The organism is Sulfurimonas gotlandica GD1 (assembly GCF_000242915.1).
In the GTDB taxonomy this organism is placed as follows: Bacteria; Campylobacterota; Campylobacteria; order Campylobacterales; family Sulfurimonadaceae; genus Sulfurimonas; species Sulfurimonas gotlandica.
Window position 1 is genome coordinate 1,954,546 of sequence record NZ_AFRZ01000001.1, and the last position, 16,374, is coordinate 1,970,919.

The 16,374-nt window shown below is 37.3% G+C and carries 10 protein-coding genes, 1 tRNA gene and 3 rRNA genes; all 14 read left to right on the top strand.

Annotated features, from left to right (window positions below):
* The first annotated feature begins 30 nt into the window (after positions 1–30).
* A complete protein-coding gene (gene galU / locus SMGD1_RS09690) occupies positions 31–870 on the top strand; it encodes a UTP--glucose-1-phosphate uridylyltransferase GalU (RefSeq protein ID WP_008336907.1) in 840 nt (279 codons plus the stop codon).
* 11 nt (positions 871–881) lie between these two features.
* Entirely contained in the window at positions 882–1,451 is a 570-nt protein-coding gene (locus tag SMGD1_RS09695; RefSeq protein ID WP_008341241.1) for an anthranilate synthase component II, read from the top strand.
* A complete protein-coding gene (locus SMGD1_RS09700; protein ID WP_008335381.1) occupies positions 1,448–2,641 on the top strand; it encodes a hypothetical protein in 1,194 nt (397 codons plus the stop codon). Before SMGD1_RS09695 ends, SMGD1_RS09700 begins: the two co-directional genes overlap by 4 nt.
* An 88-nt stretch (positions 2,642–2,729) precedes the next feature.
* Positions 2,730–4,067, top strand: coding sequence for an ATP citrate lyase citrate-binding domain-containing protein (locus SMGD1_RS09705; RefSeq protein WP_008336361.1), 1,338 nt, complete (start codon positions 2,730–2,732; stop codon positions 4,065–4,067).
* A gap of 9 nt (positions 4,068–4,076) precedes the next feature.
* Positions 4,077–5,891, top strand: a complete 1,815-nt coding sequence (locus SMGD1_RS09710; protein WP_008335281.1) for a citrate/2-methylcitrate synthase — start codon at positions 4,077–4,079, stop codon at positions 5,889–5,891.
* A gap of 123 nt (positions 5,892–6,014) precedes the next feature.
* Complete coding sequence (locus SMGD1_RS09715; RefSeq protein ID WP_008335829.1) at positions 6,015–6,692, top strand: pilus assembly FimT family protein; 678 nt, start codon at positions 6,015–6,017, stop codon at positions 6,690–6,692.
* Between the two features lie 432 nt (positions 6,693–7,124).
* Positions 7,125–8,640 (top strand): 16S ribosomal RNA (locus tag SMGD1_RS09720).
* 111 nt (positions 8,641–8,751) lie between these two features.
* Positions 8,752–8,827 (top strand) — tRNA-Ala (locus tag SMGD1_RS09725).
* A gap of 232 nt (positions 8,828–9,059) precedes the next feature.
* Positions 9,060–11,955: ribosomal RNA gene (locus SMGD1_RS09730) — 23S ribosomal RNA — on the top strand.
* A 194-nt stretch (positions 11,956–12,149) separates the two neighbouring features.
* Positions 12,150–12,265, top strand: a 5S ribosomal RNA gene (gene rrf, locus SMGD1_RS09735).
* Together the 16S, 23S and 5S rRNA genes with 1 tRNA gene alongside form the textbook arrangement of a ribosomal RNA operon.
* Before the next feature lie 129 nt (positions 12,266–12,394).
* Positions 12,395–12,982 carry a D-sedoheptulose 7-phosphate isomerase gene (gmhA, locus tag SMGD1_RS09740; protein ID WP_008335326.1) on the top strand — a complete coding sequence of 196 codons (588 nt, stop codon included), beginning with the start codon at positions 12,395–12,397 and terminating at the stop codon, positions 12,980–12,982.
* 6 nt (positions 12,983–12,988) lie between these two features.
* Positions 12,989–13,510: a D-glycero-beta-D-manno-heptose 1,7-bisphosphate 7-phosphatase gene (gene gmhB, locus SMGD1_RS09745; protein WP_008335325.1), complete on the top strand. Its 522-nt coding sequence runs from the start codon at positions 12,989–12,991 to the stop codon at positions 13,508–13,510.
* Entirely contained in the window at positions 13,497–13,982 is a 486-nt protein-coding gene (locus SMGD1_RS09750) for an asparaginase domain-containing protein (RefSeq protein WP_008336225.1), read from the top strand. Before gmhB ends, SMGD1_RS09750 begins: the two co-directional genes overlap by 14 nt.
* Positions 13,972–16,374, top strand: coding sequence for a heavy metal translocating P-type ATPase (locus tag SMGD1_RS09755; RefSeq protein WP_262823904.1), 2,403 nt, complete (start codon positions 13,972–13,974; stop codon positions 16,372–16,374). Before SMGD1_RS09750 ends, SMGD1_RS09755 begins: the two co-directional genes overlap by 11 nt.

Genomic DNA, 16,374 nt, shown 5'->3' on the forward strand with positions numbered 1-16,374 from the left:
CTTGCCCTTTAAAATTCTTCAAGGTTTATGATGTCAAATAATAATATGAAAATTAGAAAATGTCTTTTTCCAGCAGCTGGATATGGTACAAGATTTTTACCTGCAACTAAAGCTATCCCAAAAGAGATGCTGCCAGTTTTAACAAAACCATTACTGCAATATGGTGTAGAAGAAGCAATAAGTGCTCAAGTCGAGACGATGGCTATTGTAACGGGTCGTGGTAAAAGAGCCATTGAAGACCATTTTGACATATCTTATGAACTCGAACATCAGATTAAAGGCACTTCAAAAGAGCACTATTTAACTGAAATAAGAGAAGTAATCACAAACTGTACATTTTCATATACAAGACAGATTGAGATGAAAGGTTTAGGCCATGCAATTGCTTGTGGTGAAACACTTATTGGTAATGAACCCTTCGCTGTAATCTTAGCAGATGACTTATGTGACAACGAAGATGGAGACTCAGTTTTATCTCAAATGATTAGCTTATATGAAAAGTATAAATGTAGCATTGTTGCAGTTGAAGAGATTCCGATAAAAGATTCAAACAAATATGGTGTAATTGCCGGTGAAACAATAGAAGAAAATGTTATAAGAGTTACAAATATGGTAGAAAAACCTGAGCCAGAGGATGCGCCATCAAATTTAGCAATCATTGGTAGATATATACTTACACCTGATATATTTGAGATTATCAAAGATACAAAAGCCGGTCGTGGTGGAGAGATACAGATAACAGATGCCCTTCTTACACAAGCAAAACAAGGTAAGGTTATAGCATATAAATTTAAAGGTAAAAGATTTGATTGTGGTAGCGTTGATGGCTTCGTTGAAGCGACAAACTACTTTTATAACAAACAGAAATAACGGAAAAAATTATGATATTAATGATAGATAATTACGATAGCTTTACTTACAATATAGTTCAGTATTGCAGAGAATTAGGCGCGGATTTAAAAATAATTAGAAATGATGAGATGAATGTAAGTGAAATAGAAGCGCTTAGCCCAGAAAAGATAATTATCTCACCCGGTCCTGCATCTCCAGACGAAGCTGGTGTGACTTTAGAAGTAATAGATTATTTTAAAGACAAACTTCCAATTCTTGGCATTTGTTTAGGACATCAGAGTATAGCTCAAGTTTTTGGAGCAGATGTAGTTCGTGCAAAAAATATGATGCATGGTAAAACTTCAACTATGAAACGAGTAGGTGAATGTGAGATTTTTAAAAATTTGCCACAAGAATTTATTGCAACTAGATATCACTCCCTAATAGTAGATAAAGAATCTCTTCCAGAAATAGTAGAAGCTACAGCATATAGCACAGATGATGATGAAATAATGGCTCTCAAGATTAAAGATAAAGATATTTATGGAGTTCAATTCCATCCTGAGTCTATTATGAGTGAGTATGGACATGAAATTATTGGGAATTTCTTAAAACTATGAGTCATAGATTCGTCTTATTCTCAATACTGGGAATAGATGCATTTATACTTTTTTTTCAAACATCTTCACTCTCAATTTCTCATGCAGAATCTATGATTCTTTATGGAGATTTCTCTTTTTTACAACTAATTATAAAAACCTCTCTATATTTTTTTGGTTCGAATGATTTTGCACTAAGATTTCCTATGATTATATTGCATCTCTTAAGTGGAGTGTTACTATATAAGATTTCAAAAGCTTATCTCCAAAATAGAAAAAATCGACTATGGCTACTTCTTATATTTGTTCTTTTACCTGGAGTAATAAGTTCTGCAATTATTGTAGAGAGTGCAGGCTTGATAATCTTTGGATTACTATTTTTTGTATATGCCTATGAGAATTTTTCAAGAAAATATATATATTTAATTCTTAGTACTTATGTGCTAATAAGTGGAGAATTTGTATATTTATTTTTAGCACTATCTATTTTTTCGATATATACAAAGCAGAGAACTTTTTTTATATATAATATGTTTGCTTTTTTTATATCACTGTTTATATACGGTGTAGATACTAAGGGGATCCCACAAGGGCATTTTTTAGATTCAATAGCTGTATATACCGCAATATTTACTCCAATTATCTTTATTTATATTTTTTATATTTTATACAGAAGGTATTTGACTAAACAAATAGATATTTTATGGTTTATATCATCAGTTGCATTTGTATTTTCACTACTTTTGTCTTTTAGACAAAGAATAGAGTTAGAACATTTCGCTCCATATCTTATTTTAGCTCTTCCATTAGCGGCACAAACATTTTACCATTCTTATAGAGTTAGGCTTAAAATATTTAGAACAAAATATAGAGTTGCTTTTGTAGTATCACTTGTGTTGCTGATGTTAAATTCATTAGTAGTATTTTTTAATAAAGAGATTTACATATTTATAGATAACCCCCAAAATCATTTTGCATACAATATGCATGTAGCAAAAGAGTTGGCTGATGAACTAAAAAGCAGAGGCATCGAGTGTGTAGATACAGATTATAAGATGTCTAGTCGATTAAAGTTTTATGGTGTAACTAATTGCAACACTAATGTACTTGTTGAAATTAGTAAAAAAGAAGAAAATAGAAATAATGTAACAATAAGTTACAGTAATAGACCTGTATATTTTGCTATTGTTACAAAAGTAAACACTAATTAAATCTATTGAGCGCTAACTCTTAACTAAAGAGAGTAATTTAATAACATGTGATAAAATTGCTATCAAATAATAAAACAGGGAGTTGCAAATGGCTCAAAAAGCGATTAGAGAATATGATGCAAAGTCGATTTTAGCAAAACATTGGGATAAGTATTTTCCAGACTTTACTTATGCTTATGAAACTGTAATGGTTCAAAATGGATCAGAATTAAAGAAAGCTTCAAAAGATAAAGCTTGGTTAAAAGATAAAGCATTAGTTGCTAAACCGGATATGCTATTTGGTAAAAGAGGTAAAAATGATTTAGTACTCTTTAGAGATGCTAAACCAGGTGATGTTTCTCTAGCTAAAGCTACATCTTGGATTGATGAAAAATCATCAACAGAGCAATCTGTATATTTTTCATTTGATGGAGAGACTCCTACAGGTGAAGCAAAAGTTGATATGCTAACTCAATTTATTGTTGAGCCGTTTACTCCACACAAACAAGAAGAAGAATATTACATCTCTGCAACAGTAGTTGGTGATTATGATATGCTTTACATGTCTGCTGAAGGTGGAATGGAAGTAGAAGAGGGTTGGGATGAAAAAGTTACAGAAGTAGCGTTCGCAATTACTGATACTGAAGAAGAAATAGCTAAAAAAATTAAAGCTAACATTCCTGCTGACGTTGCAAAAGCTGATAAAGCCGCATTTGCTGAATTTGCAATAGGTTTTTTCAAAGCGTATAGAGAGTTGAATTTTGCTTATCTTGAAATCAATCCATTTGTAATGCAAGGCAAAAAAATAGAACTACTTGATATGGTTGCAAAACTTGATGATACTGCAGGTTTTATGATGGTAGAAGAGTGGGGTGATGTTGAATATCCTACAGCATTTGGTATGGAAGCAAAATCTCCGGAAGTTGCAGCAATTGAAGAAGCAGATTCTAAAACAGGTGCTTCACTGAAACTTACTCTACTTAAGCCTGAAGCTAGAATTTGGACTATGGTTGCTGGTGGTGGTGCTTCAGTTGTTTATGCTGACACTATTGCTGATTTAGCTGGAATTGATGATTTAGCTAACTATGGTGAATACTCTGGTGGTCCAACTACTGGTGAGACTAAGTTTTATGCTGAAACACTTCTTGATCTTATGACAAGAGAAAAAGATTCTAAAGATCGTGAAAAGATCTTAATTATCGGTGGAGCAATTGCTAATTTTACAGATGTTGCAGCAACATTCACAGGTATTATTCAAGCTTTTGAAAATTATGCAGAAAAAATGCTTGAAGTTGGTATTAAGATATATGTTCGTCGTGGTGGACCAAACTACGAGAAGGGTCTTAAAGATATCAAAGAGGCTGCAGATAGACTTGGTCTTTATATTGAAGTTTATGGACCGGAAACACATGTTACAGACATCGTGCGTATGGCACTAGCAAAGTAGGGAGAAAATATGGCACAATTATTTACTAGAGATACTCAAGCAATTTTTTGGAACAACAACAAAACTGCAATCCAAAGAATGTTAGATTATGATTATACAATTAAAAGAGAAAAACCATCGGTAGCAGCTATTGTAGCTCCAACTGCAGGAAACAAGTTTGATAAATTCTTCTATGGACCAGACGAAGTAATGATTCCTCTTTTTAGAACTACTGCAGAAGCAAAGGCTGCTCAGCCTCAAGCTGACGTACTTTTAAACTTTGCATCTTTTAGAACAGCTTACGATGTCACTATGGAAGCTTTAAACCTTGGTGGTTTTACTTCTATTATGATTACTGCAGAAGGTATCCCAGAGAGACTTGCTCGTGCTATGAATGAATTTGCAAGAGGTAAAAATGTTACAGTGATAGGCCCGGCAACTGTTGGTGCTATAGCTCCTGGTGCATTTAAAATTGCTAATATTGGTGGAACAATTGAAAATATCGTTCAATCTAAGCTTCATCGTGCAGGTTCATGTGGACTTGTAACTCGTTCTGGTGGTTTATTTAACGAGCTTTCTAACATTATTTCTCTTAATGCTGATGGTATCGCTGAAGGTGTAGCTATTGGTGGAGATAGATTTGTTGGATCAGTTTTTATAGATAATCTACTTAGAATGGAAGCTAACCCAGAAGTTAAATATATGTTACTTTTAGGTGAAGTTGGTGGTACTGAAGAGTATAAAGTTATAGATGCTATTAAAGCTGGAAAACTTACTAAGCCAATTATTGCATGGTGTATTGGTACAATTGCTAAGCACTATGATAGTGGTGTTCAATTTGGTCACGCTGGTGCATCTGCTAATGATGATAGAGAAACAGCAGAATCAAAAAACACTGCAATGAGAGAAGTTGGTATACATGTTCCAGGTTCATTTAATGATTTACCAGAGATAATTTCTGCTGTTTATCATGACTTACATGCACAGGGTAAAATAAAAGACATTCAAGAGCCTGTTCTTAATCTTGTTCCTAAAGCTAGAAAAAGCAAAGAGTTTATCTGTACAATTTCCGATGATAGAGGTGAAGAAGCTCACTACTGTGGATATCCAATCAGTTCTGTTGCAACTCCAGATACAGGATTTACTGTTGGTGACGTAATGAGTATTCTATGGTTCAAGAAAAGATACCCAAGATGGGCCGTTGATTTCTTAGAAACTGTACTTAAAACTGTTGCTGATCATGGTCCTGCTGTTTCTGGTGCACACAATGCAAAAGTAACTGCAAGAGCTGGTAAAGATGTAATAAGTTCACTAATCGCTGGTCTTCTTACTATAGGTCCAAGATTTGGTGGGGCAATTGATGGCGCTGCTAAATATTTCAAATATGCTGATGATAATAACTTGTCTCCAAAAGAGTTCTTAGAATATATGAAAAAAGAAGGTGTGCCAATTCCTGGAATCGGACATAGAATCAAATCACTTAAGAACCCGGATTTACGTGTTGAAGGTCTTAAAAAATTTGCTAAAGAGTACTTTCCAAGTACTCCACTTCTTGACTATGCATTAACAGTTGAGCAATTAACAACATCTAAAAAAGAGAATTTAATTCTTAATGTTGATGGTACAATTGGTATCTTAATGGTTGATATGTGGAGAGCACTTGCTTACGAAGATGAAGAAATTGATGTATTTATTGATGCTGGTGCATTAAATGCATTCTTTATTCTTGGTAGATCTATAGGTTTTATCGGTCATATTCTTGATGAGAAAAGACTTGCAATGCCTATGTATAGACATCCAATGGATGATATTTTATATGATGTACAAAAAGCAGAAGAACTTTAATAAACAACTTTTTCCAGGGAATAGATATTCCTTGGAAACCTTTCCTTCTCCTTCTCAATAATTTTTAAATTTTAAGATATTTTGCTATACTCTATCATTAATTATAATTTCTAAGGGTCTTTTATGAAAAAAGCATTCACTATGATAGAACTAGTTTTTGTACTTGTTGTAATAGGTATATTAGCAGCCGTGATGATCCCAGGGATGAAGTCCACAAAACTACGAGAAGCTGCTATACAAGTTGTATCACATATAAGATATACTCAGCATCTGGCGATGATTGATGATAAGTTTGATTCTACTGATGCTGATTGGTATAAAAGTAGGTGGCACATTCTTTTTGGTAGTTCAGCTGATACAGAAAATAAAATAGCTTATAGTATATTTTCTGATAAAGATTCACTAGCAGGTACAGCTCCAGATGGAAAACCAAATTTAACAAATAATGAGATAGCTTTTAATCCTGAAAATACTGATAAATATTTAAGTGGGGGTTATTCTGGTATTTTAACTTCAAGTGATTCAAGAGCAACTAAGAATATGAACTTAGGTCTTAGTTATGGTCTTAATGATTTAAATGGTGTTGTTTTTAATGGAGGTTGCGCAAGTGCAACAATAAAAAGATTAACTTTTGATCATCTAGGTAGACCAATACAAGGTACTTTAAATGGATTTACAAAATCATATGAAACAAATAAATTAATCCAAACAAGATGTGAGATAGTTCTCTCAAGCCCAGAAGGCAGTGTTACCATAGCAATAGAGCCAGAAACAGGTTATGCTCATATATTAGATTCATAAATATTTAGACAGCGTTTGGCTGTCTAAATTTACACAAAAAGGAAGTTTTAGAAACTTCCCAACCGATTAAGATTCTTCTAAGCAACAACCCCCTATAATTCCCATCCACAAACAAAGAGACCTTGTCAAAAAGGCCTAGAGAGACTTCGAGTTGAAGCTTTTGAGATTGTTTGAGATCATTGAAAACTAAGCAAGTAAATAGACTTAATAACTAACGAAACAAGTTAGCGATTAGGCATTAATAAGTTTACTTAGAAATAACTAATTAACAACAACCGTCTATTCTATTTGAATCCAGCAATGGATCCCAATAGTATAGATACATACAAAGTCCACAGACTGTTCACGCGGTTTGTGGCAACAAAGCCAATGATTTTTAAATCTTGGGCAAAGATCAGTAATTTCACAGCAATGTGATCTTTACATAATTCAATTATGGAGAGTTTGATCCTGGCTCAGAGTGAACGCTGGCGGCGTGCTTAACACATGCAAGTCGAACGATGATTAAGAGCTTGCTCTTATGATTAGTGGCGCACGGGTGAGTAATATATAGTTAATGTACCTCGAAGACCGGGATAGCCATTGGAAACGATGATTAATACTGGATACTCCTTCTAAACTCAAGTTTAGTCGGGAAACGTTTTTTCGCTTCGAGATCAGTCTATATCCCATCAGTTTGTTGGTGAGGTAATGGCTCACCAAGGCAATGACGGGTAGCGGGTTTGAGAGGATGATCCGCCACACTGGTACTGAGACACGGACCAGACTCCTACGGGAGGCAGCAGTGAGGAATATTGCACAATGGGGGAAACCCTGATGCAGCAACGCCGCGTGGAGGATGACGCATTTCGGTGTGTAAACTCCTTTTATGAGTCAAGAAAATGACGGTAGCTCATGAATAAGCACCGGCTAACTCCGTGCCAGCAGCCGCGGTAATACGGAGGGTGCAAGCGTTACTCGGAATCACTGGGCGTAAAGGACGCGTAGGCGGGCTTGTAAGTCAGATGTGAAATCCAATGGCTCAACCATTGAACTGCATTTGAAACTACGAGTCTAGAGTATGGGAGGGGGAGATGGAATTAGTGGTGTAGGGGTAAAATCCGTAGATATCACTAGGAATACCGAAAGCGAAGGCGATCTCCTGGAACATTACTGACGCTAAGGCGTGAAAGCGTGGGGAGCAAACGGGATTAGATACCCCGGTAGTCCACGCCCTAAACGATGAACACTAGTCGTCGGGATGCTTGTCATCTCGGTGATGCACTTAACAGATTAAGTGTTCCGCCTGGGGAGTACGGTCGCAAGATTAAAACTCAAAGGAATAGACGGGGACCCGCACAAGTGGTGGAGCATGTGGTTTAATTCGAAGATACGCGAAGAACCTTACCTAGCCTTGACATTGATAGAATCTTTCAGAGATGAGAGAGTGCCCTTCGGGGAGCTTGAAAACAGGTGCTGCACGGCTGTCGTCAGCTCGTGTCGTGAGATGTTGGGTTAAGTCCCGCAACGAGCGCAACCCTCGTCCTTAGTTGCCAGCAGGTTAAGCTGGGCACTCTAGGGAGACTGCCTTCGCAAGGAGGAGGAAGGTGAGGACGACGTCAAGTCATCATGGCCCTTATGGCTAGGGCTACACACGTGCTACAATGGGGCGTACAGAGTGTTGCGATACCGCGAGGTGGAGCCAATCACTTAAAGCGTCTCTCAGTTCGGATTGGAGTCTGCAACTCGACTCCATGAAGCTGGAATCACTAGTAATCGTAGATCAGCAATGCTACGGTGAATACGTTCCCGGGTCTTGTACTCACCGCCCGTCACACCATGGGAGTTGATTTCACCCGAAATTGGGAAGCTAACCTTCGGGAGGCTACCACTTACGGTGGAATTAGCGACTGGGGTGAAGTCGTAACAAGGTAACCGTAGGAGAACCTGCGGTTGGATCACCTCCTTTCTAGAGTAAAGAGAGATCATTCGTTTGATCATCTTACAAAGAAAATCTCACAGAGATGTTAGTTATTAGTTTATTACTTGCTTAGTTTTCAGTGATCTAATCATTTGAAATGGGGGGTTAGCTCAGCTGGGAGAGCGCCTGCCTTGCACGCAGGAGGTCAGCGGTTCGATCCCGCTACTCTCCACCATTTCATTTTTTTATAAAGCGTTAAAATCAAATATAAGTTCTTAAATATAAGAGTTTATATTTGGTTTTAAAACCAAAAAGTTCATTAAATTATAATTGTTAAAGTCAACATATATAAGAGATAAAAGAATTTATTCAATTATTAATTATATTACTAAATAACTACAAAATCAACAGGATCTGTCTTGGATGATGTATAAGTACATTAAACAAGGTAGTGAACGCAAATTAGAAAAAAAGATATTAAGGGCCATAGGTGGATGCCTTGGCTAGTAGAGGCGATGAAAGACGTATCAGGCTGCGATAAGCCTCGGGGAGCTGCCAAAGAGCTTTGATCCGGGGATTTCTGAATGGGGCAACCCAGCATGGTGCGAATCATGTTACCCTTTCGAGGGGGCGAACTCAGGGAAGTGAAACATCTCAGTACCTGAAGGAAAAGAAATCAAACGAGATTCCCAAAGTAGCGGCGAGCGAAATGGGATTAGGGCTGTTAGTGATAATATATTTGTTAGGTGAACACTTTGGAAAGAGTGAGCATAGAGGGTGATACTCCTGTAACCGAAAACATTTATATGGTACTAGATTAACGAACGAGTAGGTCGGGACACGTGTTATCTTGACTGAATATGGGGGGACCACCCTCCAACCCTAAATACTACTACTAGACCGATAGCGAACAAGTACCGTGAGGGAAAGGTGAAAAGGACCGCGGTGAGCGGAGTGAAATAGAACCTGAAACCTATGGCTTACAATCATTCGGAGCACTATTGTCGTAAGACAAGTGTGACGGACTGCCTTTTGCATAATGAGCCTGCGAGTTGTGGTATCTGGCAAGGTTAATCGAACGAGAAGCCGTAGCGAAAGCGAGTCTTAATAGGGCGAATTAGTCAGATGCTGCAGACCCGAAACTAAGTGATCTATCCATGAGCAGGTTGAAGCTGGTGTAAGAGCCAGTGGAGGACCGAACGGGTAAAGGTTGAAAACTTTTCCGATGACTTGTGGATAGGGGTGAAAGGCCAATCAAACTTAGTGATAGCTGGTTCTCTCCGAAATATATTTAGGTATAGCCTCGAGCATTAGCATGAAGGGGTAGAGCACTGACAGGGCTAGGGCTGCTTACCGCGGTACCAAACCCTATCAAACTCCGAATACTTCATGTGTAACCTCGGGAGTCAGGCGGTGGGTGATAAAATCCATCGTCGAGAGGGGAACAACCCAGACTAGCAGCTAAGGTCCCAAAGTCTTGTCTAAGTGGAAAAGGATGTGGAGTTGCTGTGACAACCAGGAGGTTGGCTTAGAAGCAGCCATCCTTTAAAGAAAGCGTAACAGCTCACTGGTCTAGCGATTCTGCGCCGAAAATATAACGGGGCTAAGACAAGCACCGAAGCTCTAGATTTGAGATTTATCTCAAGTGGTAGGAGAGCGTTCCATTCAGCGTTGAAGGTACACCGGTAAGGAGTGCTGGAGCGGATGGAAGTGAGCATGCAGGCATGAGTAGCGAGAAAAGGGATGAGAATTCCCTTCGCCGTAAACCCAAGGTTTCCTACGCGATGCTCGTCATCGTAGGGTTAGTCGGGACCTAAGTCGAGTCCGAAAGGGGTAGACGATGGCAAATCGGTTAATATTCCGATACCGACGGTTGTTCGTTTGAGTGATGGGGGGACGCATAGAGTTAATCGAGCTCGCTGATGGAATAGCGGGTCGAAGGACGTAGGTCGAGAAGTAGGCAAATCCGCTTCTCATGAGACCGAGATCTTACAGGCCGAGCAATATCTTCGGATAGCGCTTGGAATCGATGATACTGTCGTGCCGAGAAAAGCCTCTAAACGAGAACAACCGTTGCCCGTACCGTAAACCAACACAGGTGGGTGAGATGAGTATTCTAAGGCGCGTGGATGAACCCTGGTTAAGGAACTCTGCAAACTAGCACCGTATCTTCGGTATAAGGTGTGCCCTGTTTGTTAGGAGATTTACTCTCCAAAGCGAATAAGGGTCGCAGCAAAGTGTCCCTCCCGACTGTTTACCAAAAACACAGCACTCTGCTAACTCGTAAGAGGATGTATAGGGTGTGACGCCTGCCCGGTGCTTGAATGTTAAATGGATTGCTTAGCTTTGCGAAGGCATGAAATGAAGCACAAGTAAACGGCGGCCGTAACTATAACGGTCCTAAGGTAGCGAAATTCCTTGTCGGTTAAATACCGACCTGCATGAATGGCGTAACGAGATGGGAGCTGTCTCAACCAGGGATCCAGTGAAATTGTAGTGGAGGTGAAAATTCCTCCTACCCGCGGAAAGACGGAAAGACCCCGTGCACCTTTACTATAGCTTGACACTGCTATTGGGATATTCATGTGCAGGATAGGTGGGAGCCATTGATTCTACGACGCCAGTTGTAGATGAGGCATCCTTGAGATACCACCCTTGAATATTCTGATAGCTAACTCCGTACGATTATCTCGTGCGAGGACAATGTCTGGTGGGTAGTTTGACTGGGGCGGTCGCCTCCTAAAAAGTAACGGAGGCTTACAAAGTTCGGCTCAGGTGGGTTGGAAATCCACCGTAGAGTATAATGGCACAAGCCGGACTGACTGTAAGACATACAAGTCGAGCAGAGTCGAAAGACGGTCATAGTGATCCGGTGGTTCTGTGTGGAAGGGCCATCGCTCAAAGGATAAAAGGTACGCCGGGGATAACAGGCTGATCTCCCCCAAGAGCTCACATCGACGGGGAGGTTTGGCACCTCGATGTCGGCTCATCGCATCCTGGGGCTGGAGCAGGTCCCAAGGGTATGGCTGTTCGCCATTTAAAGCGGTACGCGAGCTGGGTTCAGAACGTCGTGAGACAGTTCGGTCCCTATCTTCCGTGGGCGTAGGAACGTTGAAGAGAGCTGACCCTAGTACGAGAGGACCGGGTTGGACATGCCACTGGTGCACCAGTTGTTCTGCCAAGAGCATCGCTGGGTAGCTACGCATGGATGAGATAACCGCTGAAAGCATCTAAGCGGGAAGCCAACTTTAAGATGAACGTTCCCTGAAGTACGCTTGAAGACTACAAGCTTGATAGGCTGGGTGTGTACGCAGAGCAATCTGTTTAGCTGACCAGTACTAATAGTACGTTTGTCTTTTTTTTAGTTCACTACCTTGTTTAGTGTATTACATAATATACATATAGTTATTTAGAAAAAACATGTTGACTTTAGTCCTATGCTTTGAAATGGCATACGACACACGACAATCATAACTTAATGAGAAATCATTAATACCCCTTTATTGACTCAAAACAGTCAAGTAAAAGAACATCTAGGTGTCTTTTTACTTGATTGTCTAGGTGGCTATAGAGAGAGGGAAACGCCTGGCTCCATTCCGAACCCAGAAGCTAAGCCTCTCATCGCTGATAATACTGATCCTTGCAGGATTGGAAACGTAGGTCGCTGCCTAGTTGATCAATTTTACTCTTTTACTATCAAATCACTAAAATTAAAATCATTTTAACTACTTTTATTATTATAATAAATCTTTGAATTATCTATTATTATGGTATTATTTCATATATTATTTTAGGATAAAATATGAAAAATTATATTAAAAATCAAATCAAAAAATCTTATGAAACTAAACAAGCTATTTATGAAAATGAAGAGTTATTAAATAAAATTTTAGAAGTTTCACAGTTGTGTGTTGAACTTTATAAAGGCCCAAAAAAGACTATATTAGCCGGGAATGGTGGAAGTGCTGCAGATGCACAGCATATAGCTGCTGAATTGGTTGGTAGATATGGCTTTGATAGACCTTCTTTACCTTCTTTAGCTCTTACTACAGATACATCTAATCTAACTGCAATTGCTAACGATTATGGGTATGATAAAGTTTTTTCCCGTCAACTAGAAGGTATGGGACAAGAAGGAGATATATTTATAGGTATATCAACTTCTGGTAATTCTGTAAATATTGTTAATGCATTTAATAGTGCAAAAGAAAAAGGTATAACAACTGTTGCTTTAGTAGGTCGCGATGGTGGAGAAATGGCTAGAATAGCTGATTATGCTTTAATTGTTCCATCTGATTCTACGCCTAGAATACAAGAGTCTCATATATTGATTGGGCATATTATATGCGATATTATTGAAAAAGAAACATTTGGTGACGGTGTAAGCTAATTGCAAATGAATAAAGCTCTTTTTCTTGATCGTGATGGTGTCATAAATATTGAAAAAGATTATCTTTTTAAGATAGAAGATTTTGAGTTTATAGATGGTATATTTAATCTTTGTAATTATTACCAAAAATTAGGTTTTATTATTATTGTTGTTACTAATCAATCCGGTATTGATAGAGGCTATTATACAGAAAGAGATTTTGATAAGTTGACTGATTGGATGATGAATTATTTTTCTTCTAAAGGTATAAATCTTAAAAAAGTATATTATTGCCCTCATCATCCAAATATATCTGGTGAATGTAGTTGCAGAAAACCGAACCCAGGAATGTTGCTTAAAGCAAGTGAAGAATTTAATATTGATTTGAAAAATTCTATCATGATCGGTGATAAAGAGAGAGATGTCCTTGCTGGTATTAACGCTGGTTTAACTACTACTTATTTACTAGATGAGAGTAAGAGTGTTACAGTTTCTAAAGCAAGTAAAATTGTCTCAAAATTAGAGGAAGTATATAGTGTTAATACTTAATAGTGGTGGTACATTTAATAAAAGATATAATCCATTAAATGGTGAATTAGAGATTCCATATGACAATCAAATAATTGATAGAATATTATTAACTTCTGGTTTTAAGTATGATGTAGCGGGCGTAGTTTATAAAGATAGTTTAGATATGGATATGAACGATAGAAAAATGCTTGCCAGTATTATTATGGAATCAAAAGACGATACTTTTATTATCATTCATGGAACAGATACTATGAATATAACAGCTGAGTTTTTATCAGAAATTTTTGAAGATAGAAAAATAATATTTACAGGTGCCATGAATCCATTTGAAATTGATAATGTAGAAGCAAGTGTGAATTTAGGAATGGCAATAGGTTTTGCAAAAGCCAAGCCAAGCAATGGTGTATATATTTGTATGAATGGATTTATAGAACCTTGTAAAAATATAGTTAAAAACAGAACACTAGGAAAGTTTGAACTTGTCAAATAATGTCATTTGTAGTCATTGTCACTTAGAATTTACTGAATCTGTTATGATTAAAGATGGAAGTCACTTTTTTTGTTGTAATGGCTGTCAGGGTGTTTTTAATCTTCTTAGCAATGAAGGTTTTGAGAGCTTTTACGACAAAACCTCAAATACAAAACTAACACCTCCAAGTAAAATATATGAAGATTCATCAACTTTTGATACTGAATCATTTAAAGATGCTTTTATAAAAGTAAACGTTGATGGTTTTAACGAAGTTTCACTAATAATTGAAGGAATTCACTGTTCTGCCTGTGTATGGTTAAATGAAAAAGCTCTTCATAGAATGGATGGAGTAATCGAAGCTAACATTAATTTTACAAATAACAAAGCAACTATTGTATGGGCTGGTAATGTTGTAAAACTATCGAGTATTATTGAGATGATTCGTTCTATCGGCTACAATGCTTTTGCTTATGATGCTTCTATTCAAGAAGCTCATGCCAATAAAGAAAGAAAGTCTTATTATTTGAAAATGGCAGTTGCAATTTTTGCTTCTATGAATATTATGTGGATAGCAGTAGCACAGTATGCCGGATACTTTAGTGGAATCACTCAAGATGTGAAAACAATACTTAATATTGCTGAAGGTGTACTTGCTACACCTGTTCTTTTTTATAGCGGTTGGGTCTTTTTTAGAGGTGCATACTACGGCTTGAAGACAAAAGTTGTTAATATGGATCTTCTTGTAGCAACTGGAGCTTTACTTACTTATATATACTCTATTTTCATAACTGTAGCAGAGCATGGTGAAGCTTACTTTGATTCAGTTAGTATGATTATTACTTTTGTTCTTATAGGTAAGTTTTTAGAAGTGCTTAGTAAAAAGAATGCAGCTGATACGCTAGATGTGATTGGGAAGCATATTCCAAGTGAAGTAAATCTAGTTATTAATGGTGCTATTGTAGCTTGTAAGCTTGATAATGTAAAAGTTGGGGATAGAGTAGTTGTAGCATCTGGAGAAAAGGTTTTACTTGATGGAGAAATTATTAGTGGAGAAGGTTCATTTGATGAGTCAAACTTAACTGGAGAGAGCGAACCAATATACAAGAGTGTTGGTGACACTATAATTAGTGGAACAACTAGTATTGATGCTGATGTGCATTTTATAGCTTCCAAAGATTTTAAGCACTCAACACTATCAAACCTTGTAACACTTTTAGAATCTGCAATAAATAAAAAACCTAAAATACAGCAAATGGCAAATAGGTTATCAGAACATTTCTCATCAGCTATTTTAGCTTTCTCATTTTTAACATTTTTCGTTTGGTGGATTTTGGGTAATGATTTTGAGCTCTCTTTTATGATTGGAATTTCTGTAATTGTGATAGCTTGTCCATGTGCATTGGCACTAGCTACGCCTGTTGCTACTTTAGTAGGCCTAAGTTTGGGTGCAAGCAAAGGAATTCTTTTTAAAGAAGCAGCACAGCTTGAGACGATGGCAAAAGTAGACACATTGGTATTAGATAAAACAGGAACTATAACTATCGGAAAGCCAGAGGTAGTAAATGTACATATTTACGGTGAGTTTGATAAAGTATTGTTACATTCACTCACAAAACTATCTAAACATCCTGTTGCATCTGGAATATATAAATACTTAATTGAAGAAAATGAAGATCTTAAAGAGATTATATATGATGAATTCTCTCAGGTACCAGCATCTGGGATAAAGGCCAAGTATGGCGATATAGAAGTTTTAGGTGGTAATTTGAAACTTTTAGAGCAAAATGGCATATCTATAGATTTTACTACAGATAATACAGTTTTTTATTATGTAGTAAATAAAAAGATAGTTGCTATTTATGAGCTTAGTGATAAGATAAAAGATGGAGCTTTAGAACTTGTAAAAGAGTTGAATAGCAGAAATATTAAAACTGTTATGCTTACTGGTGATAATGAGCACATTGCTAAAAAAGTTGCGCAGCAAGTAGGTATTACAGATTTTCTTTATGAACAAACACCAGAAAATAAAGCTGAGTATATAGATAGTCTTCACGAGCAAAAAAGAGTGGTAGTAATGGTTGGAGATGGAGTGAATGATATCTTGGCACTATCATCAGCTGATATAGGTATAGTAATGGGTAGTGGAAGTGATATAGCAGTTGAAATAGGAGATGTTGTTTTACTTAATAACTCACTGAAATCACTTCAGGATGCTTTTAAAATCAGTCGTACTACTTATGGACTTATAAAGCAGAACTTGTTTATATCATTAGCCTATAATGCTATTACAATTCCATTGGCTATGGCAGGTTATGTTATTCCTCTCGTGGCGGCCATATCTATGTCAGTGAGCTCACTCTTGGTTGTTGGTAATTCGATGAGAATAAGATATAAGTGGAAACAAAATTAA